This is a genomic window from Vibrio sp. J2-3(2022), assembly GCF_021725735.1.
GTDB classification, from domain to species: Bacteria; Pseudomonadota; Gammaproteobacteria; order Enterobacterales; family Vibrionaceae; genus Vibrio; species Vibrio diabolicus.
Map to the genome: position 1 here is coordinate 228018 of NZ_JAKKCK010000004.1, position 22872 is coordinate 250889.

24 protein-coding genes are annotated in these 22872 nt (G+C 43.9%); 5 read left to right on the top strand and 19 right to left on the bottom strand.

Features of this window, described 5'->3' with window-relative positions:
• Positions 1-340: 340 nt before the first annotated feature.
• Entirely contained in the window at positions 341-1558 is a 1218-nt protein-coding gene (locus L3V27_RS16155) for an ROK family protein (protein ID WP_005398213.1), read from the bottom strand.
• A 412-nt stretch (positions 1559-1970) separates the two neighbouring features.
• Here L3V27_RS16155 and pyk point away from each other — a divergent pair, with 412 nt between their 5' ends.
• Positions 1971-3413, top strand: a complete 1443-nt coding sequence (gene pyk / locus L3V27_RS16160) for a pyruvate kinase (RefSeq protein WP_005398214.1) — start codon at positions 1971-1973, stop codon at positions 3411-3413.
• Between the two features lie 121 nt (positions 3414-3534).
• Here pyk and L3V27_RS16165 read toward each other — a convergent pair whose 3' ends face one another.
• Entirely contained in the window at positions 3535-4686 is a 1152-nt protein-coding gene (locus L3V27_RS16165; protein WP_005398215.1) for a patatin-like phospholipase family protein, read from the bottom strand.
• Positions 4687-4730: 44 nt separating this feature from the next.
• Positions 4731-4823: a YnhF family membrane protein gene (locus L3V27_RS16170; RefSeq protein WP_005372970.1), complete on the bottom strand. Its 93-nt coding sequence runs from the start codon at positions 4821-4823 to the stop codon at positions 4731-4733.
• A gap of 127 nt (positions 4824-4950) precedes the next feature.
• Between L3V27_RS16170 and L3V27_RS16175 the strand changes: the two genes are divergently transcribed.
• The 3 genes from L3V27_RS16175 (at position 4951) to L3V27_RS16185 (ending at position 7670) form a co-directional block, all read left to right on the top strand.
• Positions 4951-5541 (top strand): outer membrane beta-barrel protein, encoded by a 591-nt coding sequence (locus tag L3V27_RS16175; RefSeq protein ID WP_005398217.1) that lies wholly within the window; start codon positions 4951-4953, stop codon positions 5539-5541.
• A gap of 570 nt (positions 5542-6111) precedes the next feature.
• Positions 6112-7578, top strand: coding sequence for a sodium-dependent transporter (locus L3V27_RS16180; RefSeq protein ID WP_005398219.1), 1467 nt, complete (start codon positions 6112-6114; stop codon positions 7576-7578).
• Positions 7575-7670, top strand: coding sequence for a MetS family NSS transporter small subunit (locus L3V27_RS16185; RefSeq protein ID WP_005372963.1), 96 nt, complete (start codon positions 7575-7577; stop codon positions 7668-7670). Before L3V27_RS16180 ends, L3V27_RS16185 begins: the two co-directional genes overlap by 4 nt.
• 63 nt (positions 7671-7733) lie before the next feature.
• Here the strand turns inward: L3V27_RS16185 and L3V27_RS16190 are convergent, their stop codons facing one another.
• The 15 genes from L3V27_RS16190 to yceD all read right to left on the bottom strand — a co-directional run bounded on the left by L3V27_RS16190 (position 7734) and on the right by yceD (position 20885).
• A complete protein-coding gene (locus L3V27_RS16190) occupies positions 7734-8135 on the bottom strand; it encodes a hypothetical protein (protein WP_012841593.1) in 402 nt (133 codons plus the stop codon).
• 211 nt (positions 8136-8346) lie between these two features.
• Positions 8347-9777, bottom strand: coding sequence for a PTS glucose transporter subunit IIBC (gene ptsG, locus L3V27_RS16195; protein WP_006743155.1), 1431 nt, complete (start codon positions 9775-9777; stop codon positions 8347-8349).
• A 444-nt stretch (positions 9778-10221) separates the two neighbouring features.
• On the bottom strand, positions 10222-10989 hold the full coding sequence (locus L3V27_RS16200) for a YchF/TatD family DNA exonuclease (RefSeq protein WP_065646087.1): 768 nt from the start codon (positions 10987-10989) through the stop codon (positions 10222-10224).
• Entirely contained in the window at positions 10980-11942 is a 963-nt protein-coding gene (locus L3V27_RS16205) for a DNA polymerase III subunit delta' (protein ID WP_104969633.1), read from the bottom strand. Before L3V27_RS16205 ends, L3V27_RS16200 begins: the two co-directional genes overlap by 10 nt.
• A 27-nt stretch (positions 11943-11969) precedes the next feature.
• Positions 11970-12602 carry a dTMP kinase gene (gene tmk, locus L3V27_RS16210; RefSeq protein ID WP_031780597.1) on the bottom strand — a complete coding sequence of 211 codons (633 nt, stop codon included), beginning with the start codon at positions 12600-12602 and terminating at the stop codon, positions 11970-11972.
• On the bottom strand, positions 12599-13615 hold the full coding sequence (mltG, locus tag L3V27_RS16215; protein WP_237312334.1) for an endolytic transglycosylase MltG: 1017 nt from the start codon (positions 13613-13615) through the stop codon (positions 12599-12601). Before mltG ends, tmk begins: the two co-directional genes overlap by 4 nt.
• Positions 13612-14427 carry an aminodeoxychorismate lyase gene (gene pabC, locus L3V27_RS16220; RefSeq protein ID WP_164666430.1) on the bottom strand — a complete coding sequence of 272 codons (816 nt, stop codon included), beginning with the start codon at positions 14425-14427 and terminating at the stop codon, positions 13612-13614. Before pabC ends, mltG begins: the two co-directional genes overlap by 4 nt.
• A 107-nt stretch (positions 14428-14534) precedes the next feature.
• The gene (gene fabF, locus L3V27_RS16225; protein WP_005396984.1) at positions 14535-15785 is read right to left on the bottom strand and encodes a beta-ketoacyl-ACP synthase II; all 1251 of its coding nucleotides are present in this window, start codon (positions 15783-15785) and stop codon (positions 14535-14537) included.
• 93 nt (positions 15786-15878) lie between these two features.
• A complete protein-coding gene (gene acpP, locus L3V27_RS16230) occupies positions 15879-16112 on the bottom strand; it encodes an acyl carrier protein (RefSeq protein ID WP_004406112.1) in 234 nt (77 codons plus the stop codon).
• Positions 16113-16358: 246 nt separating this feature from the next.
• Positions 16359-17093, bottom strand: a complete 735-nt coding sequence (gene fabG / locus L3V27_RS16235; protein WP_031780596.1) for a 3-oxoacyl-ACP reductase FabG — start codon at positions 17091-17093, stop codon at positions 16359-16361.
• Positions 17094-17139: 46 nt separating this feature from the next.
• Positions 17140-18063, bottom strand: a complete 924-nt coding sequence (fabD, locus tag L3V27_RS16240) for an ACP S-malonyltransferase (RefSeq protein WP_012841591.1) — start codon at positions 18061-18063, stop codon at positions 17140-17142.
• A gap of 75 nt (positions 18064-18138) precedes the next feature.
• Complete coding sequence (locus L3V27_RS16245) at positions 18139-19089, bottom strand: beta-ketoacyl-ACP synthase III (protein WP_005396980.1); 951 nt, start codon at positions 19087-19089, stop codon at positions 18139-18141.
• A 5-nt stretch (positions 19090-19094) separates the two neighbouring features.
• The gene (gene plsX / locus L3V27_RS16250; RefSeq protein WP_012841590.1) at positions 19095-20120 is read right to left on the bottom strand and encodes a phosphate acyltransferase PlsX; all 1026 of its coding nucleotides are present in this window, start codon (positions 20118-20120) and stop codon (positions 19095-19097) included.
• A gap of 10 nt (positions 20121-20130) precedes the next feature.
• Complete coding sequence (rpmF, locus tag L3V27_RS16255; protein ID WP_005396978.1) at positions 20131-20301, bottom strand: 50S ribosomal protein L32; 171 nt, start codon at positions 20299-20301, stop codon at positions 20131-20133.
• A 59-nt stretch (positions 20302-20360) separates the two neighbouring features.
• A complete protein-coding gene (gene yceD / locus L3V27_RS16260; RefSeq protein ID WP_237312336.1) occupies positions 20361-20885 on the bottom strand; it encodes a 23S rRNA accumulation protein YceD in 525 nt (174 codons plus the stop codon).
• 149 nt (positions 20886-21034) lie between these two features.
• Between yceD and L3V27_RS16265 the strand changes: the two genes are divergently transcribed.
• Entirely contained in the window at positions 21035-21616 is a 582-nt protein-coding gene (locus L3V27_RS16265) for a nucleoside triphosphate pyrophosphatase (protein WP_005396976.1), read from the top strand.
• 59 nt (positions 21617-21675) lie between these two features.
• Here L3V27_RS16265 and rluC read toward each other — a convergent pair whose 3' ends face one another.
• Positions 21676-22620: a 23S rRNA pseudouridine(955/2504/2580) synthase RluC gene (rluC, locus tag L3V27_RS16270; RefSeq protein WP_005396975.1), complete on the bottom strand. Its 945-nt coding sequence runs from the start codon at positions 22618-22620 to the stop codon at positions 21676-21678.
• Positions 22621-22872: the final 252 nt, after the last annotated feature.

Consider the following 22872-nt stretch of genomic DNA (forward strand, 5'->3'; position numbering starts at 1 on the left):
TTTTACTCGAAATCAATACAGACACATCAAGGTTCTAAACCCAAATAACCTTAAGATATTTGTTTTTCGAGCATGGCTTGAAAGTACAACGGTTTCAGCGTATTACTTCCCTTCTATTTGCATCAGACACAAAGTCACTCTACACATTGAAAGCCATTTGGGTTTATTTACTTGAGCTTTTTAGGAAATTACATGAATGGCGCAGATATAGCAATGCAGCACAACTCAAATTCACCTTCTAGTAATAGGCGATCAAAAAGGGTGAGCTGTTGAGCCTCACCCTAAATCATCTAAAAATGTATAGGCTCGACACCTAAGCACTTCATCATGTTTGAAGCAATTAGCCTTCCACAACCTTCATCAATAACTGACCATCGTACAACGCTTGCTTGATCAACGCGGCACCAGGCATTGTTGCTTGCTTATAGAAACGAGATTCCACCAGCTCAAGATCTTGGTGATAAACCGGTAAACTCTGCTCTTCGATACAGCGACGCACCGCAGGATAAAGTACATCTTTTGCTTGGTTAATCACACCACCGATCAAGATCTTCTCAGGGTTAAATAAGTTGATCACAATAGCAATTGCGGAACCTAAGTAGCGTCCAAGCTTTTCAATCACATCAACTGCCAACGGATCACCGTTCGCTGCCGCTTCACAAATGCTCTCAATACTCATTTCTTCTTGTTCAGCAAGAATAGAGTCTTCGCCATCAGCAATTCGTCTTACGACTTCTTCACGAATGGCTTGAGAACTGGCAACGGTTTCCAAACAACCAATGTTGCCACAATGACAACGTTTTCCATTTGGATCGATTTGAATATGCCCAAGCTCACCAATGTTGCCGTGACGACCTTGCAAAACGCGCCCATCCAGAATGATGCCGGCACCTAAACCATGGTGAATAGAGATAAGGACGGAGTTGTCATTGTCTTGAGAATGGCCGAAAAGCTTTTCTGCTAATGCCCAAGCTCGCGTGTCATTGGCAATGAAAACTGGCAAGCCCGTTGCTTTGTATATCTCTGGTCCAAGAGCAAGATTTTCGACATTGTAATGAGGCATTTGCAGCACGACACCTTGCTCTGAATTCACAAGGCCAGGCAGCGTAATTGCAATACTGGTAACACGGTCAAGTTGATCCGCGTAAGTTTGGAAGAATTCATCAATTTCGTAGAGCAGACGCTCAAGCACATCGTCTTGGTCACGTTCGTGTATCTCGATTTTAGTATCGATCAACACATCGCCACCTAGCTCATGCAGAGCAATAGTTAAATAACCTCGCCCCAAACGCATTGACAGAAATTGCCACCCTTCGTTGTTGACCTGCAAACCGACGGCAGGTCGACCACGACTCGTCGCTTCTTGTACTGTGGTTTCATGAATCAAGTGCGCTTCAATTAATTCTCGAGTGATTTTGGTGATACTGGCAGGAGCAAGCTCACTCTGCTTGGACAAATCAATTCGAGAAATAGGACCTTTTAGGTCAATTAGTTTATATACACGACCAGCATTGACCTGTTTGATATGATCAATATGGCCCGGTTGAGCCATGTACATCTTGCACTCCGAAATTCTATAACGAGACAATTTTTTTACTTTGCGAACTAATTGTGAAGTGAATTAATAAATCCCCGTGACAAGCATCACGTATAAACCTGTTTGTTTGTGTATTCAATCAAATAACGAAGAATCTACTCCTGTTAAATTGTTTGAAAAATAACTTATTTTTATTCACTAAATTATGAAGCAACTCCTGTTACAGCAGCGCATTCTCTCCAATAGAGGCTGAAGCCTATGGAATATCTGTCTGTTTTACCGGGATTACTCTTAATGTAAACATTCTGTGCATATACTTATACTCAAGCAGCTTTAAGGTGTGGGCTCAGCAACGAGGCGGACCTTGAGAGCGATTGAGGAAAGTAAGGATAGAGTTCAAGTTACCTTTACACATACATTCATCGGAGAATCTATGACTTCCAAACTAAGACGAACAAAAATTGTCACCACGCTTGGTCCTTCAACGGATAAGGACAATGTACTTGAGGAGATCATCAAAGCCGGTGCAAACGTTGTCCGTATGAATTTCTCACATGGAACCAGTGAAGACCACATTCAACGCGCCAAAAAAGTCCGTACTATTGCGGCAAAGCTTGGGCGTCAAGTTGCTATCCTCGGCGACTTGCAAGGCCCTAAAATCCGCGTATCGACCTTTAAAGACGGCCAAGTCATGTTAAATGTGGGCGATAAATTCACATTAGACAGTGATTTACCAAAAGGTGAAGGCAACCAAGAGTCCGTAGGGCTAGATTATAAAGAACTGCCGCAAGATGTGTCACCAAACGACATTCTGTTACTCGATGATGGACGCGTTCAACTGCAAGTCACCAGCGTCGAAGGCAATAAAGTTCATACCCGTGTGATTGTTGGTGGCCCACTATCTAATAATAAAGGGATCAACAAAAAAGGCGGCGGACTGTCAGCCGATGCGCTCACAGAGAAAGATAAAGCAGACATTCTTACCGCCGCAGAAATTCAAGTGGACTACCTTGCTATTTCGTTCCCACGTAACGGCGAAGACATGCATTATGCTCGACGCCTAGCCAGAGATGCGGGCCTCGAAGCCATGCTGGTGGCCAAAGTCGAACGAGCAGAAACCGTCGCGACCAATGAGTCTATTGACGATATTATTCTCGCATCCGATGTGGTGATGGTTGCGCGTGGCGATCTGGGTGTAGAAATCGGCGATCCTGAACTTATTGGCGTCCAGAAAAAGCTGATTCGCCGCGCACGCAGCTTAAACCGCATCGTAATTACTGCGACACAAATGATGGAGTCCATGATTACTAGCCCGATGCCGACGCGTGCTGAAGTGATGGACGTGGCCAATGCGGTTCTAGACGGCACTGACGCGGTGATGCTGTCTGGAGAGACCGCAGCAGGTAAATACCCTGTAGAAACGGTCAAATCCATGGCCGAGGTGTGTGTGGGCGCAGAAAAGATGTCTGAGGCAAGCCTATCCACTTATCGCTTAGATCGCACCTTCGAAACAGCTGAAGAAACCATCGCAATGGCAACCATGTACTCTGCGAATCACATGGAAGGAATTAAAGCGATGATCTCGTTAACAGAATCTGGCAGGACTGCGTTGATGATGTCTCGCTTAAGCTCTGGCTTACCAATATTTGCCTTATCACGTAATGAATCCACGCTCAATCGAGCTGCACTATACCGAGGCGTGACACCGGTATATTTCGAGTCAAAAAGTGATGCAGGTTTACCGACAGCTCAAGCTGCGATTGCCAGCCTTAAAGAACAAGGGTTCTTGCACAAGGGTGATTTAGTCATGATAACTCAAGGCGATGTAATGGATGTCGTTGGTTCAACCAACTGCATGCGAATTCTGCAAGCATAACCTTTATACCTAACCCTATTAACCATAGAGATTAGGTACGCACACTAATGAGGCTCCGAAAACGGAGCCTCATTTATTTACACTTCACTTTGTATTTAGCGTATGTCGTTAATACAAAAGGTTATGCACTCTCTCTGCCATCAATTTCAATATTCAGTTGGTCATAGAGTTGAACCAGATTAAATCCCGCCTGAAGTCCGAGTTGATAATCATGCTCTAGTGATTCTTGGTCACTTAACAAAGAAGAAGAACGAAGCCCCTCTTTAGGCGCGATTTGTAAAATGAAAGTATCGTCAGGTGGAGCAGATATAAAGGCCTGAGTGAGCTCAAATGTTTGATAGTGAATCATCAGCATGTCGGCTAAACCTGAGTCAAAATTCTCACCGATTAAATGGCTTAGACGATACAAATTATCAGCACCGAACAACCAACGGCCTCCATTCAATAGCATTTTTCCTGCAAGCTTCGACTGATGGGCGGCATTAATTTTTTGTTGGAAGAACGAAGCCCAATCCAACTTCCATCGATTCACTTTTTGCTGCCATGATTGCTGCACCGAATTGATAGACTCTCGATACCACTCGACAGGCACATCCCCTACTTCACTTTGCGCTCTCGCTTCAATCTCCGAGAACGGTTCTGTTCGGATGACAATAATGTTGCGAGCATTCTGACGCCACGCTTCTTGAACAGGGATAGAAGCCGACACACCACCATCAACAAACTTATTGCCATTAACGTCGACAGGTCCGTGGTACAACTTAGGAATCGCGCATGTTGCTAACATGGTGTTAAACCACGTGTCACCCAAGATTGGTAAATATTGATCCGATAGCGTCTCTACATTTGTTACCGCTGCAAACGCACCTCGACCTCCTAGTGCACTGCGGCCTAAATCAAGATCAAGCTTGTAAGGGAAATCTTGAATCCGCTCTAACGCCCACTCTAAACCCAAGTACTGCTGCTTTCGAATATAACGAAACAGATTAAAAAACTCAGGAGACGTTGTCAGTTCGGTAATAAAAGCTTTGCCCATACCGTGTTGACGACATAAGTAAGAGCATAAATTGAGTGCCCCAGCAGAGGTACCGTAGAATTCATCGAAAGGATCAAAGTTGGAAAGTAAAAATGCGTCTAATACGCCAGCGGTAAAAATCCCTCTCTGCCCTCCACCTTGCGTGACTAAAGCAGTTTTTCCATGCCTGAAATGCTCATAAACTTTGACATCAAGCTCAGTATGGCTTTCTGTGATTATACCGCTGTTACGTATCATAGGCTCACGCCATTTTGTTAAAACACTTGGTAAAAGTAGTTATCTTAAGCCGTTGTAATCGCAATGATGCCAAACGACAAAAGTACTGCAAAAACAGTCACCACGATGATTAATGCGGATTTTAGATCGTGTTCCATAAACACCTCCTTAATATGTAACAAATTAATAACACCAGTGTGAAATATGTTCAAGATTTGCTTAATTTAGTCGCGCAATTTTGACTAACCCATCACAATTAGCTTAGTCATAATAAGGAGATAGGACATGAACCAAAAACTCAGCTGGCTGGTAGGAAGCATACTGCTCAGCACCGCGGTAAGTGCACAAGCCAATATTATCGTTACTCCATTCATCGGCTATACAGGTGGCGGTCAAGTAGAAGACGAAAGTGGCAATACATACGACCTCGATCCCGCAGTGAACTACGCACTTTCAATCGAGACGCCTTTTGAGAAAGGAAGAATTGGATTATTTTACTCCAACCAATCAACAGAACTTGAAAAGTTATCAAATTCGGCAGACATCCATTACCTGCAATTTCAAAGCAGCATGTACTACCCTGTTGCAGAAAACTGGCAAACCTATATTGGTGTTGGCTTGGGAGCCTCTTACACCGATGTTGATTGGGTAGACAAAAAATACGGATTTTCGGCGAGCGCTTTTGCAGGGCTGGAATATGAGTTTTCAAAGAACTTTGCGTTGACAGCCCAATTGAGATGGTTGGGAACGGTCGTTGATAACGATACCTCTGGAGCCTGCACCCTACCTAATGACGGCTCAAACTGCATCATTAAGTTCGATACCGATTGGATGAATCAATTCCAATCAAATATTGGTTTTAGTTTCCGTTTCTAATTTTTTGTACACTTCACTTCGTAGGGCTCTCCGCAAAGAGTGCTGGGCGAGTCCTACACAAAGCAGATAGAAAATATCATCTAAAAATCATCGCTTAGAAAAGTAACGAAGCATTCTCTAGCGGGGTGCGCAAAAGATAGCCGTACGCCCTAGTTCATCAAAATAGTTTTAAACACCAAGTCGATTATTGGATTCTAGTCATTTATTCCATACAACCAACCAATCCCCCACACAAAACCATAATCAAACTCAAATTTAACAAGATTAAAACCAGACAACGCATCTGAGTTAACATTTAGATTCTATTGCGCTAAGTATTATTAGAAGTTAGTCTGATTAGTGAAAACAGATAAATATTTCAGTTTTATCAAACACACATCAAAATTTTAAGATTAATAATCTACTTTCTCTCACAGTAACTAGAATATAGCTCTAGAAAATTATAATAAGCTAGAATTAAGGATAGAAAAGCTGATAGATAACAGCGGTCCTTTCTTCCAACAGTTTACGCAAATATTACTGTGTTACGGAGAGAGCTTCATTCCTCAGGGAGTCGTATAGGAGTCAAATATGAAGCGAGAACAATGGGGATCCCGAGCGGGATTCATCTTAGCAGCAGTCGGGTCTGCTATCGGTTTGGGAAACATTTGGCGTTTTCCATATATGGCCTATGAAAACGGTGGCGGCGCATTTTTTATTCCTTACATTTTCGCCATGATCACGGCCGGTATTCCATTTATGATCCTTGAGTTCAGTATGGGACAAAAGTACCGAGGCTCAGCACCAAAAACGCTAGCGAAAATTCATTCTAAATTTGAATGGCTTGGCTGGTTCCAAGTTGGTGTTGCAGCAGTTATCGCCGTTTACTATGTTGCAGTTATCGGTTGGTCAATTTCTTACTTTGGGTTGTCGTTCACTCAAGGTTGGGGAACCGATACAAACGCATTTTTCTTTAGCGAGTACCTAAAGTTAGGTGACAACTCACCAACAGACTTAGGCAGTATTCAATGGAAGATAGCCTTATCTATGGTGATTGCTTGGGCCATTACTTATACCGCCATTGCCAAAGGCGTGAAATCAGGGATTGAGCGCGCATCTAAAATCATGATGCCAATACTATTCTTGATGGTGATTTTTTTAATCGGACGTATGGTTTTCTTGCCAGGAGCTTTGGATGGCGTTAACTACATGTTTGAACCCGATTTCAGCAAAATTTGGGATGTGAAAGTATGGGCAGCTGCGTACGGTCAGATCTTCTTTACCCTAAGCATCGGCTTCGCGATCATGCTGGCTTACTCTAGTTATCTGCCAGAAAAATCAGACATCACGAATAACGCGTTTATGACCGTGTTGATCAACTGTGGCTTCTCCATCCTAGCTGGTATTATGATCTTCTCTGTCTTGGGTTACATGGCTCAAGAACAAGGTAAACCGCTAACAGAAGTGGTATCTGCAGGCGTTGGCCTTGCTTTTGTTACTTTACCTGCGGCAATTAACTTATTACCCGCACCATATATTCTTGGTCCTCTGTTCTTCTTTGCACTGGTGGTTGCTGGTCTAAGTTCGCACATTTCTATCATGGAAGCCGTAACATCCGCCATCATCGATAAGCTAAAGTGGAGCCGAAAAAAAGCTGCAAACGTTGTAATTGGAACTGGTTTTGTGGTTTCTATGGCGTTCGCAACAAATGGCGGTCTATTGCTGCTAGACCTAGTAGACCACTTTGCAAACAACGTTGGCATTATGGTAGGCGGCTTGGTTGAGATTGTATTGATGGCGTGGCTATTGAAACGCGTGCCTGAAGTACGTAATTACGTAAATGAGCGCTCTGATTTCTCTATTGGTCAATGGTTTGAGATCTGTTTACGCTTCGTAACACCGATTATGCTCGCCATTATCTTAGCGACTAAGCTTTATGCTTTATTTACTGAAGGCTACGGTGGTTATGATCTAACTGTAGGCTGGGCACTTATCGCCGCACTATTTATCTTTGGTCTAGTGATTAACGCAGTGAATCGCAAGGAGACAGCGAAATGACAATCAGCGCAATTATTATGATGGTTATTGGTTTAGGTATCACTTGGGGCGGCGCTGCCGTTTGTATCAAGCGAGCCATGGATAAACAATAGCAGTATTGCATTCCAAACAAAAAACGCCGGTATTTACCGGCGTTTTTTTATGTTTCTTTTATTCTAGAAACTGTATTTGATGCCAACGGCACCACCAAGTTGTAAGTCAGCACCTTTGTAAAGATCTAGCTCTGGGTGTATTTGACCATAAAGATCCCAGCCGCGTGATAAATCCCAGTTCACACCGAGAGGCACACGCACGCCAAACTCATCATCCCACTCATACCAACCACCAACGCCAACATACCAGGTCACAGGCATGTTTTGATCGAATGTTCCACGTTTAGCGATGTAATCAAACGCCATACCATCGTTACCGATAATGCCGCGATACTTATTATCTAACTCAACAACAACACTCAACTGTTGATCGACAGCCATACCAACAGACAAGTTCGTTGGCTCATTTGCCGCAATTGCGGTACTAGAAACTAGTCCTGCTAATAAAATTAATTTGCTCTTCATACACGTTATCAATTATTAAAAAAACATCATGCGCTATTCAAACATAGTGGTGTTTCAATATGTCAACGATGAGTAAGCGCGATGTATGAAAAGACTGGCAAAAGTAAAGATGAGTTTAGGATCACACTCAGAAAGCACTTTTAGCAATGAGAGAGGAACTAAAAAAAGGAGGCCGAAGCCTCCTTTTATTCATTGTTATGAATGACGGTGATTAGCCGTGGTTACGGATCCACTCATCCATTTCAGTTTTTAGGTTGTCAGACTTAGTACCGAAGATAGCCTGTACACCACCTGCAACAACTACAACACCAGCAGCGCCAAGTTGTTTCAGTTTGTCTTGGTCTACAGCTGCTGTATCTGCAACCGCGACACGTAGGCGAGTGATACATGCGTCTAGACCAGTAATGTTAGCTTTACCACCGAACGCTGCAACCAGTTCACCACCCATGTCAGAGCCAGAAGTTGCTGCCGCACTTTCTGTTTCATCTTCACGACCAGGAGTTTTTAGGTCAAGTGCTGTGATTACGCCACGGAACACTACGTAGTAAATCACTGCGTATACTAGACCAACAGCAATCATTAGACCCATCTTCTGAGCGTTACCAGATAGAACTAGGAAGTCGATCAGACCGTGAGAGAAAGAAGTACCGTGTACAAAGCCTAGAGTGTTAGAAACAATGTATGCAGAACCAGCTAGTAGAGCGTGGATACCGTATAGTAGTGGAGCAACGAATAGGAACGAGAATTCGATAGGCTCAGTAATACCAGTTAGGAATGAAGTCAGTGCAGCTGACGCCATGATACCCATTACTTTTGCACGGTTTTCTGGTTTAGCACAGTGAGCAATTGCGATTGCTGCAGCTGGTAGACCAAACATCTTGAACATGTAACCACCCGCTAGCTGACCGAAGCCATTACCAGCAGCACGAGATGCTTCATCAGCAACTAGGTAACAAGTTAGTACGCCGTTTTGAGCTTCACCAGCAGCGTTAACACAAGAACCAGCTTCGAAGAAGAACGGTACGTTCCATACGTGGTGTAGGCCGAATGGGATTAGAGAACGCTCTACAACACCGTAGATACCGAATGCTAGTTGTGGGTTTTGGTGCGCAGCCCAATCAGAGAATGCAGAGATTGCACCGCCAATTGGTGGCCAAATTACAGAAAGGATAACACCAAGGATGATCGCTGCAAAACCAGTGATGATAGGCACTGCACGCTTACCAGCGAAGAAGCCAAGATACTCTGGAAGTTGAATTTTGAAGAAACGGTTGAATGCCCAAGCAGCCACACCACCGACAAGGATACCACCTAGTACACCTGTATCGATTTTCTCAACACCCATAACACCCGCCATTACACCTAGCGTTGCCGTCATGATGCCGTAACCAACGATTGCTGCAAGACCAGCAACACCGTCGTTATTAGTGAAGCCTAGAGCTACACCTACTGCAAATAGAAGTGCCATTTGGCCGAATACTGAACCACCAGCTTGTTCCATAAGATTAGAAACGATCTCTGGAATAAAGCTTAGATGGGCAGCACCCACACCTAATAAAATACCTGCAACTGGTAAAACTGATACTGGAAGCATCAGCGCCTTACCAACTTTTTGCAGGTTAGCAAAAAGGTTCTTAAACATGTTTATGCTCCTGATAAATTTATAAGTATTATTTGGGCACTAACGGCACACCCCCGTAGCCTAAAGGTTAGCACCCAATGAAAATGTAACCACAACTGCATTATATTTTCCGGCTCTAAATATATATTGATGACCCTCAAACTTTCCACACAGTTACGAAATTTAGTTTCAAAACAAGTCTTGGATCACACCCAAAAACAGCTGATGAAAAGGTTTGCATTGCAGTTATATTACTGTTTTATAAAGAGTTTATTATTTATATAATTAATTTTAAGGCGTAAATAAAATACGCTCCAATGTTATTTTTAGTAACAAAATTACATTTGTGATTTTTGAATGTTATTAAATCAACATTTTTAGTAAACATTAAACTCATGAGTATATCTGTTGTTTTTATCAACAAAAAAGGAGCATGCGCTCCTTTTTTATGCTCTTATTGATTTTTCATCGCAAAAAAAGATTTCGGAAATTTTCGGTGGTTTTTTGTGCCACTTCAGAAAGAGAGCACGATTTGAGTTGCGCAATATAAGAAGCCACCTCGACAACATAAGCAGGTTGATTCTCTTTACCTCGGTGAGGGACTGGAGCCAAGTAAGGAGAATCTGTCTCAATGAGAAGCTTCTCTAGAGGTAGAGTCTTCACCACTTCTTTCAACTCTGTAGCTTGACGGAAAGTGACAATCCCCGAGATAGAAATATAAAACCCCAGCTCAAGTGCAGCTTCAGCAAATGGAAGATCTTCTGTAAAACAGTGGATAACACCACCACATTTCTCCGCCCCACCCTTACGCAAAATATCTAGAGTATCCGCACGTGCGTTTCTGGTATGGATAATTAAAGGTTTGTTAAGCTCCACCGCAAGATCAACGTGTTGCTCAAAACGCTCTTTCTGTAACGCTGCCGTTTCTGGCTTATAATGATAATCCAAGCCTGTTTCACCAATGGCAACGACTTTTTCATTCGATGCGTGGTGACGTAGCACGTCCATCGAAAAGTCGCTTTCAACATCAAGTGGGTGTACACCGCACGAAGCATAAACATTCTCATAAGGCTCAATCATTTCCATCATTTTAGGGAAAGAATCCAGCGTAACTCCCACAGAAAGCAGCTCGGTTACCTTTGCATGTTTAGCTTTGTTAATAACGTCTTCCACATTGATGTGGAGATCGTCGTAATTCAATTTGTCTAAATGACAATGAGAATCTACGAACATAATGCCTCTCGTGATTCAATTAACCAGTTCATTGATAGTAGCTCAAGGTTTAGACCAGGAAAGGCTTGCACCTGAGCTTTGAGGTCCATCAGCGCCTTCGCTGATGAGTACAAACCGTTGTAGTTGTTCGGCTGAAACTTTATAGCGCCAGGAAGCATTTGTGCTTCTGATACACCAAACTGCGCTTTCTGAGCGTCTGTCAGTAAATACCACGCCCAGTCTAGTGATTGCTCCGAGTGTTTAGCCATTAAAGAAGCACACTCAGAAATGTCTGAGGCAGGAGAAGACATCGCCTTAATAAAAGTGCGCTCAAAAGCCAAGTAAGCATCGAGATCGCCATTATTTAACGCATCCAATGTTTTTATAGGAGAGCCCATATTCAGTTTTAAGGCGTAAGCAGGAACTTGCTGCGCCCCTTGTTCGCGCATCCATTGCATCGCTTGTTCCGTTGACGGCGGCGCAACAACCCAGTGTTGGCAACGGCTACGAATCGTTGGAAGCAGGCGCTCCTGATTGTGGGTAACGAGCAAAAACAAGCACTTTGCCCCAGGCTCTTCTAGCGTTTTTAACAATGCATTCGATGCCGATTCATTCATAGAGTCCGCTGGCTCTATAACAAATAGGCGATAACCATTAAGCTGTGATGATTCCTGAGCAAGACGGTTGCAAGCTCGAACTTGGTCCACCGTTATCGCTTTTCCTTCTTTTTCTGGTTTGATCCAGTGTAAATCTGGGTGGTTGTGTGATTGATTTAATTGACAGCTATGACAAAAACCGCACGCTTCACTGGCGTAATTTTGGCAAAGAAGTGCTTGGCTAAAAAACTCGATAAGTTTTTCGATGCCTAAGCCTTGCTCGCTTTGCAATAAAAGCGCACCTGGTATTCTGTCCGACTCTAGCCCTACTTTGAGGTTATCCCATACTGGCTGCAACCATGGATAATCATTTAACATGAGTCACCTAAATTTAAGTTTCACTTATTATTGACGAGCTAACCACTCGTTAAGAGCGTCCCGAATATCACGCGACACGTCTTCGATCGCCTGCTCAGCGTTAATGATAATGATAGAAGGATCAGCATGAGCAATCTCCAAATAACGCTCTCGTGTACGTTCAAAGAAGCTGATATCCATCTTCTCGATACGATCGAGCTCACCACGCCCACGCGCACGCTCAAGCCCAACGCGAGGGTCGATATCCATATAGAGAGTGAAAGCAGGTTTAAAATCACCAAGCGTTGTGTCTCGAAGGTTTTTCATTAGCGACGCGTCAATCTGACGGCCACCACCTTGATAAGCCTGCGACGACATATCGTGGCGGTCACCCACCACCCACTGACCGTTCGCCAAAGCTGGTTTAATCACGTTCTCAACCAACTGGACACGTGCAGCATATAGAAGAAGCAACTCCGTCATGTCTTTAAGTTCTTCGCCTTCATGCTCTTCTTTCACCAGAGCGCGCATTTTTTCTGCTAGCGGCGTGCCTCCTGGCTCACGAGTATTTACGATATTTTCAATACCTGCCGCTTTTAGCGTATCTAAAACGGTTTTAATCGCAGTGCTTTTACCCGCGCCTTCTAGGCCTTCAACGACAATAAAGTTTGCTTTCATCATTTGTTCTTTCTTAGTTCTCTTAAATAGGCTCGAACAGCACGATTGTGCTCTGCAAGGGATTTCGAAAATACGTGTCCGCCCTTTCCACTTGCTACGAAATATAAATAGTTGCTGCTTTCTGGATTCAAAGCCGCTTCAATAGAGGCTTCACCTGCCATCGCGATTGGGGTTGGAGGTAAGCCATTGATGGTATAGGTGTTATATGGTGTCGGCGTGCGCAAATCTTTCTTACGAATATTTCCGTCGTAAGCATCACCCATACCATAAATAACCGTCGGATCCGTTTGTAAACGCATGCGTTTGTTCAATCGGTTGATAAACACAGAAGCGACGCGCTCACGCTCAGAGTCAATGGCCGTCTCTTTCTCGATGATAGACGCCAGAATCAAGGCTTCATATTTGTCTTGCAATGGCAGCTTTTCTTGACGAGCTTCCCAGTTAGCATCCAGTATTTTATTGAGTTTTCGATGCGCTCGTTTTAATAACTGGCTTTCACTTGCACCCGCCGTGTAATGGTAGGTTTCTGCTAAAAACAGTCCTTCCAGCTTTTCTCGCTCAATACCCAACTTTGCTGCCATGTCTTTTTCTGAGAGATCGGTTAAGTCATGCTCTAAATAAGGAGCACTTTTCAATTGCTCTACCCACTCAGAAAAGCGGCTGCCTTCAACAAAAGTGATCGCAAACTGGTATTCTTTTCCGGCATTCAGGTGCTCCAATGCTTGCGAAAGCGACATACCAGGCTCTAGTTGATAAGTACCCGCTCGCACTTGCAACAGTTCTGGATATAAGTGAGGTATTAAACGGATGTACTCCGACGTTTCAATTACCTCATCTTCAACTAAGGCGCGCATGACATGATGAAAGCTTGTACCACTTTCTACAGTAAACAGCTGAGGTTGTTCCAATAGAATAGGCCTTTCAACGTATTGTTTAGCCTGTGAAATTATATAAAAAACAGCTGCTGCGCCTATCACTGCGATCAGCACAACAAAAGCCAACAGTTTTTTAATCACGTAGTTAAATTCCCTTGCAGTCGTTGAGTCAATTTTCCTATCGGAAATATAGTCTTAGAGTTAGATGCCACTATACTGCGAATTGGTGCGACACCTAATATTGAGTTACACATGAAAGCCTCGTCTGCGCTCAGCAAATCTGGAAGTATAAAACGCCCCTCGATGACTTCAATATGACTTACTTTTAGTAACTCAAGCACCTTACGACGCATTACGCCCGCAACGCCAGATAAGGTCAGCTCCGGTGTAAATACTTTATTACCTTTAACCCAAAAAAGGTTGGCCATTGTAGTTTCAATGACATGGTTTTGCACATTTAACGTTATTGCATCTGCAAACTCGGTATCGTCGATTTCAGCCTTGGCGAGAATCTGCTCTAAACGGTTGTTGTGCTTGTGTCCAGCAAGTAAAGGTTGAATCCCGAGACGAGTCTCACAAACGCCCAAATCCACGCCTTTTTCTTGCCAAGAAGAGTAATGAGAAGGAAACGCAAAATTGGAGATAGTCACGATAGGGCCTTCAATCCCATTAGGACTATACCCTCGCCCACCAATACCACGGCTAACGTGAATTTTCACCCCAGCTTGTGCATCAGATAAAGCCGCTTTGCTTGCCCAATCAAGCACAACTTGCCAGTCAGGGGAAGAGATCTTCAATACGTCAAGGCAGGACCTCATACGCTCAATGTGTTCTTGCCAGTAAACCAACTCTCCGTTTTGGGTCAGGATGGTGGTAAAACCTCCATCACCGTATTGGAATGAGCGATCACCCAGTTCTACATGCGTTTGTGGAACTCCATTTACCCAAAACATTCGCGTACCTTCAAATTAGCAGACAACAAATAAAACAAAACGGCTCAATGCTAAGCATCGAGCCGTTAGAATACAAGTTTCGCTTATCTAAATAAGGTTAGATAGTGTTACTCAGCGAACTTTTTGAAGATCAAAGAACCGTTTGTACCACCAAAGCCAAACGAGTTACAGATAGCGTATTCCATACCTTCAACTTTGCGCGCAGTGTGCGGCACAAGGTCAATGTCTAGACCTTCTTCTGGATCATCAAGGTTAATCGTTGGTGGAACGATTTGGTCAACCAAAGACATAACCGTGATAATTGCTTCAACAGACCCTGCTGCACCTAATAGGTGACCAGTCATAGACTTAGTTGATGATACAAGTACTTGCTTCGCACCTTCTTCACCAAGAGCACGTTTCACGCCCTTGATTTCTGCAACGTCGCCAGCAGGAGTAGATGTACCGTGAGCATTCACATAACCTACTTGGGTACCTGTGATGTTCGCGTCACGCATTGCCGCTTCCATCGCAAGTGCACCACCAGAGCCATCTTCGCTTGGAGAAGTCATGTGGTAAGCATCGCCAGACATACCAAAACCAACCAGTTCTGCGTAAATCTTCGCGCCACGTGCTTTCGCGTGTTCGTACTCTTCAAGCACCATCATGCCAGCACCATCGCCTAGAACGAAGCCATCACGGCCTTTATCCCATGGACGAGACGCTTTTTGAGGTTCGTCGTTACGAGTAGATAGCGCTTTAGCTGCACCGAAGCCAGCCATGCCAAGAGGCGTAGACGCTTTTTCTGCGCCACCAGCAACCATCGCATCTGCATCGCCGTACGCAATCATTCGCGCAGCATGACCGATGTTATGTAGGCCAGTAGTACATGCTGTAGAAATCGCGATATTTGGACCACGAAGACCACGCATGATAGATAGGTTACCTGCAACCATATTTACGATGGTCGAAGGAACAAAAAATGGGCTAACTTTGCGAGGGCCTTTTTCTACTAATGCAGTGTGACCTGTTTCGATCAGATCTAGACCGCCAATGCCTGAGCCGATAGCAACACCAACTCGAGCCGCATTTTCTTCGGTAATTTGTAAGCCAGAGTTATCAAGAGCTTGAATACCCGCTGCAATGCCGTACTGGATGAAAAGATCCATCTTACGAGCATCTTTTTTAGACATGTACTCTGTGCAATCGAAATCTTTAACAAGACCTGCAAAACGAGTTGAGAAGTTCGTAGCATCAAAGTGCTCGATATTCACGATACCACTTTGACCTTCTAGCAGGGCTTTCCAAGATGATTCTACTGTGTTGCCTACCGGTGACAACATACCCATGCCAGTGACAACTACACGACGCTTGGACACGATATAATTCTCCGGGAATTGAATATTTCTATGAGAGGATAGAAGAAGTTAGAAAGAACACAGGCGGTCTAGGAGACCGCCTGGGAGAGCTAATTACTGAGCGCTGTTTACGTAGTCGATTGCAGCTTGAACAGTAGTGATCTTCTCAGCTTCTTCGTCAGGAATCTCAGTGTCGAATTCCTCTTCTAGAGCCATAACTAGTTCTACAGTGTCTAGAGAATCAGCACCTAGATCGTCAACGAAAGAAGCTTCGTTTTTAACTTCTGCTTCGTCTACACCTAGCTGTTCAACAATGATTTTCTTTACGCGTTCTTCGATGTTGCTCATTTTTCTTTTCCTTTACAGATTTCGCCTAATGCGATGATTCCGTAGTTTATTCGAACTATTGAAAGTTGCAAGGGGGTCCTTGCTGGTCAAACCACAAAATTAGCGAATTTAACCGAATTTCAATACATTTTTGACTTAAATCATGCACAAATCTTGCGCATAAGCATGACAAGTTCATGACAGTTAACTGCAACTATAGGCTATTTTTCACAATGTAAAATAGCTTATTTTGCACAAACTGTCTCATTAAACCATGTACATGCCACCATTTACATGCAAAGTTTCACCAGTAATGTACGCTGCTTCAGGAGAAGCAAGGAAAACTACTGCTGATGCAATTTCACGTGGGTCACCTAAACGACCAGCTGGCACGTTCGACAACGTTGCCGCACGTTGCTCATCATTTAGTGCCTTCGTCATGTCAGTTTCGATGAAACCAGGGGCAACAGTGTTCACTGTTACACCACGAGACGCAACTTCACGAGCCATTGATTTAGTAAAACCAATCACGCCCGCTTTCGCTGCTGCGTAGTTAGTTTGACCTGCGTTACCCATGGTACCAACAACAGAGCCTACGTTGATGATACGACCCGCACGTTTTTTCATCATGCCGCGTAAAACCGCTTTAGACATGCGGTAGATAGGCGTTAGGTTGGTATCGATGATGTCGTTCCACTCATCATCTTTCATACGCATCAATAGGTTATCACGAGTAATACCAGCGTTATTCACCAGAATATCGATCACACCAAATTCTTCGTTGATCGTTTTTAGTGTCGCTTCGATAGACTCGACATCAGTCACGTTAAGAGCTAGGCCTTTACCGTTATCACCAAGATACTCGCTGATAGCTGCAGCGCCACTTTCAGAAGTAGCCGTACCGATAACCGTCGCACCGCGCTCTACAAGAAGTTCCGCGATCGCGCGGCCAATACCACGGCTTGCGCCGGTAACTAGCGCGATCTTACCTTCTAGATTCATCATGTTGTGTTTCCTTTTCTTATCGCAAGTTTTATCGCTTGATGGATTACTTCGCCGCGTCTAGCGACGCAACATCATTCACTGCTGCTGCAGTTAGCGTTTTCACGATACGTTTTGTTAGACCTGTTAAAACCTTACCAGGACCAAGCTCAAGAAGCTGTTCTACCCCTTGCTCGTGCATAAGCTCGACTGTTTCAGTCCAGCGAACTGGGCTATGTAGCTGACGAACAAGCGCATCTTTGATTTTTGCAGGATCTGTCTCAGCGACCACATCAACGTTGTTGATAACTGGAAGCTGTGGTGAGTTAAATTCGATAGACTCAAGAGCTACTGCAAGTTTTTCCGCTGCTGGCTTCATAAGCGCACAGTGTGATGGCACTGAAACAGGAAGAGGAAGCGCACGTTTCGCACCAGCTTCTTTACATAGTGCTCCCGCACGCTCTACTGCGTCTTTACTACCCGCGATAACTACCTGACCAGGCGAGTTAAAGTTTACTGGAGAGACCACTTCACCTTGCGCTGCGTCTTCACACGCTTTTGCAATCGCATCATCAGCCAAACCGATAATCGCGTACATAGCGCCAGTACCTGCTGGTACCGCCTCTTGCATTAGCTTACCGCGTAATTCAACCAGCTTGATTGCTTCTTTAAAGTCAATGACACCCGCACATACAAGTGCTGAGTACTCACCTAGGCTGTGACCGGCTAGGTTTGCTGGTTGCTCTAAACCGAGCTCCTGCCATACACGCCAGATTGCAACAGATGAAGCTAGCAAAGCTGGTTGAGTGCGGAAAGTCTCGTTTAAATCTTCTGCAGGTCCATTTTGAACAAGCGCCCATAGATCGTAACCTAGTGCGTCAGATGCTTCTGCAAATGTTTGTTTTACTACGTCATATTGTTCGCCAAGTTCTGCAAGCATACCTACAGCTTGAGAACCTTGACCTGGAAATACGATAGCAAACTTGCTCATGTTGTTTTCCTTTAAGCAAAGTAAAAAGAAATAAGATGCACCAAGTGCACCTTAAATTTTGAATTCTCGTGAAACTTAGAACTTCACCAGAGCAGAGCCCCAAGTGAAACCGCCACCAAACGCCTCTAGCAATAAAGTCTGCCCGCGTTTAATGCGACCATCGCGCACAGCTTCATCCAGCGCAGATGGTACTGTCGCCGCAGAAGTATTCCCGTGTCGGTCTAGTGTCACCACGACTTGGTCCAAAGACATTGAAAGCTTTTTCGCTGTTGCCGAAATAATTCGATAGTTCGCTTGATGCGGTACTAGCCAGTCTAGTTCAGACTTATGCATGTTGTTGGCTTCAAGCGTATCTTTTACTAGTTTCGATAACTGAGTGACAGCGACTTTGAATACTTCGTTACCTGCCATATGAAGCCATTTGTCGGCATCTTGACCACGCTCAGGTACAGGTAGGCTTAGTAGCTCACCGAATTGACCATCTGAGTATATGTGGGTAGAAATAATACCAGGCTCTTGGCTAGCGCCTACGACAACGGCTCCAGCACCATCACCAAATAGGATAATGGTTGAACGGTCTGTCGGATCACACGTTTTAGACAAAGCATCTGAACCAATAACAAGTACGTTTTTACACATACCCGATTTAATATGTTGGTCTGCAACGGATAATGCGTACACAAAACCAGAACAAGCAGCGGCTAAGTCAAAAGCTGGACAACCTTTAATGCCAAGCTTTGCCTGCACCTGACACGCAGATGAAGGGAAAGTATGGCTACTGCTCGTTGTGGCTACGATAATCAGGTCGATATCGTTTTTATCAATACCCGCCATATCGATAGCGTTTTCAGCTGCGTAGAATGCCATGTCCGCTACAGTCTCATTTTCTGCAGCAATTCGACGCTCTTTAATACCCGTGCGAGCAACGATCCACTCATCACTTGTATCTACCATTTTCTCTAGATCTGCGTTTGTACGCACCTGAGATGGCAGGTAGCTGCCAGTACCTAAAATTTTGCTATACATGAAGACTAATAATGCCTCTCGAGTAAAACCGCTTCCAAACGATCGCTAATACGGCTTGGTACTTGTCGTTTGACCTCGTGTACTGCCTCGCCAAGTGCATTGACAATCGCAGATACATCCGCACTTCCATGGCTTTTTATGACAATGCCGCGCAATCCTAGCAAACTTGCGCCGTTATACTGGTCGGGGTTCAGTGTTTTTAGTTCATTAAATAGCCGAGAAAACAACTTTCTAGCAATCCAACCCTTTATCGTTGACGCCATCATACTGGTTTTAATTTTTTCGATAAAAAGTTGAGCTGTTCCCTCACTGGCTTTTAAGCATACGTTGCCGACAAACCCATCACATACAATGACGTCTGCAACATCATGCAAAATTTGATTACCTTCAATATAACCAACAAAGTTAATCGCGTCGGTCTGAGAAAGCATTTCTGCGCAACGTTTGACTAAATCGTTACCTTTAATCTCTTCTGCGCCAATATTGAGTACAGCAACGCGAGGAGGACAACCTAAGTGTTCTTCTGCTAATGCACTGCCCATTACAGCAAATTGGAATAAACTATCAGCATCGCACGATACATTCGCACCTAGATCTAGCATCCAAGTACGCTTTCCAGTAATCGTCGGTAAAGCTGAAACTAAAGCAGGACGTTCAATACCAGGAAGTAACTTAAGAATGAAACGCGATAGTGCCATTAATGCACCGGTGTTGCCACCACTAACACAAGCATCCGCCTTCTGCTCAGAAACCAAATCGATAGCCATACGCATGGAACTATTTTGGCTATTACGTAGTGCCAATGAAGGTTTTTCTGAGTTCGAGATAACTTTCTCACTATGAAGAATAGTCAAGCGGGAACTGGTCGAGGTACCGAGTTGAGATAATTGAGACGTGATCAGAGATTGATCACCTATAAGAATCACTTTTAGCTCTGGGAAATGAGACAGTGCCTGCACGGCGGCAGGCACTGTTACGCGTGGACCGAAATCCCCGCCCATTGCATCAAGTGCAACGGTAATACTTTGCAAAGGTTCAACCTTACTTGTTGATAACCTTTTGACCACGGTAGTAACCTTCAGCAGTTACGTTGTGGCGTAGGTGAGTTTCACCAGAAGTCGCGTCTACAGATAGAGCAGCTGTAGTTAGCGCATCGTGTGAACGACGCATACCGCGCTTAGAACGAGTTTTACGGTTTTTCTGTACGGCCATTGACCCTACTCCTATACTATTGGGTTAAAAACCTGAAGAAGAATCGGTTACCACACCTATTACTTTTTCAGACTTTTCAAAACGTCGAATGGATTCGGTTTTTCTTCCTCAATTTCTTCAGGAATCTCACCAAAAACCATGTTATTTGAATCAACGCTACAATCCGCTTCATCGTGCATCGCAATTTGAGGTAATGCTAAGATGAACTCGTCTTCAACCAGTTGTATAAGGTCTAATTCACCATATTCATTTAGATCTACCAAATCATAAATTTCTGGTGCTTCCTGTTCCGTTTTCTCACCGTAGTAAGGAGTAGAAAGGAATTCAACTTCGCACTCATGTGCGAATACCTCATTACAACGCTGACACTCTAAATCGACTTCGATGTTAGCTTTACCAGAGATAACAACGAGTCGCTGTTCATCCATCCCAAATGACAATGAGACTTCTGCGTCGCGTTTTACGCCTTCAGTTGTTTCCGCTAAGCGCTTGAAAAGACTAGCTTGGATGACTCCATCGTAATCTAATCGTTTCTGTGCAGCTTTCGCTGGGTCAACCGTTCGCGGTATTTTTACCTTTTGCATAGGGCGCGAATATTATCTTCCAAATCAAAATTAGTCAAAGAAAAAGGCAAAAAAGTTGTACTTTTTTACGCTTAACATACAGAGCATTAGCCAGAATCATTTTTGATCGATTATCCTATCGGAAATGCTCCCACGAATTGTAATTCAAAATGAAAAATTACCAACTGGTTTTAGCTTCAACCTCCCCTTTTCGTAAACAACTGCTTGAAAAGCTTTCACTACCGTTCATTTGTTTATCACCTGATTGCGATGAAACACCGTTTGACCAGGAAACGCCTCTTGAACTGGTGCAAAGATTGGCCCAAGAGAAAGCAACATCTTGCCAGACGGATAAAGCAAGTTTAGTTATCGGCAGTGACCAGGTTTGTGTCATTAATGGTGAAATCGTTGGCAAGCCTTTAAATAGAGACAACGCAATAAATCAACTTTTGTCTCAAAGTGGAAAAGTCATCACTTTCTATACCGGTCTTGCGGTACATAACACCGTCACAAACCATACAGAAGTCGGCTTTGATTCTTTCGAAGTACACTTTAGAGATTTGACGCTTGAACAAATCGAACGCTACGTCGACAGGGAAGAACCTTTTTACTGCGCAGGCAGCTTTAAAAGCGAAGGAATGGGAATTTGTTTGTTTAACAAATTGGTGGGGAAAGACCCGAACACACTTGTCGGACTACCATTGATTGATTTGATTGATATGTTGCATGTTCAAGGACTCGATGTCCTTTGATCCAAATACTATAAAAGGGAACCACAGGCTCCCTTTTCGTGTCCACGAGGAAAACATGGTTACGCGTTTCTTAAACCCGCCAACACTTTTTCTAGCTTCGGTTCCATCGGTGCGTTGATTTCCATCCACTCATCATTTGATGGGTGTTGGAACTTGATGTTTGCCGCGTGTAGGAACAAACGGTCTAAACCAACTTGACCTGTGTAAGCATCAAAGCGACGGTCACCGTAGCGATCATCCCAAGCGATTGGGTGGCCCGTGTATTGTGTATGAACTCGGATTTGGTGAGTTCGACCAGTAATCGGACTCGCTTGAATCAATGTTGCTTGTTCAAACTTTTCCAAAATCTTAAAACGCGTTTCAGACGGCTTACCGTTAGGGTTAACACGAACAATACTGTTCACTTCGTTTTTAAGCAGTGGCGCGTTCACAACCTTACAACTGCTTTTCCATTGTCCCATGACAAGAGCTAAGTAAAACTTCTTCACTGTCTTTTCACGAAACTGGGCTTGCAAGTGACGAAGTGCAGAACGCTTCTTAGCAACCAGCAAGATACCTGAAGTATCACGGTCAATACGATGCACAAGTTCAAGAAAGCGAGCTTGAGGACGCAGAGCTCTAAGCGCTTCAATCGCGCCAAACTTTAAGCCACTGCCACCATGCACAGCGGTACCAGATGGTTTGTTTAGAATCAACATATGATCATCTTCGAAGATGATCATATCTTCCAACTCTGCGACTTTGTTTAGTTTCGTACTTGGCGCGACATCGTCATCTTTTTTCTCGACTGTCACCGGTGGAATACGAACGAGATCGCCTGCTTTTAACTTGTACTCTGCTTTTATACGCTTTTTATTTACACGTACTTCGCCCTTACGCACGATTCGGTAAATCATGCTTTTAGGGATGTCTTTTAATTGGTTGCGCAAAAAATTATCAATGCGCTGACCCGCCATATCTTCGTCAATGTCGACGAACTGGACTTTTGTTCTTATTTCGCTCATGGGCGGTATTGTAAACTCAATTTCGCGCGACTTCACATTATTCTTGTCGTAAAAGAAACACTTGATAGTACAAACTGGTCTAAATTTCGCCAAGCTTTTGTTTAAATTATTAAAACTCTCAATCGAGTTCTCAATTTGTTTTCTGTCTTGATCAGTTTACACATCTCAATTGCTTATGAAACAGCCAGTTATAAATTAGAAATTTTGAGTTTAGCGGCAAATTTTCTATCGTTTGCGTGAAAGCAGATTGCT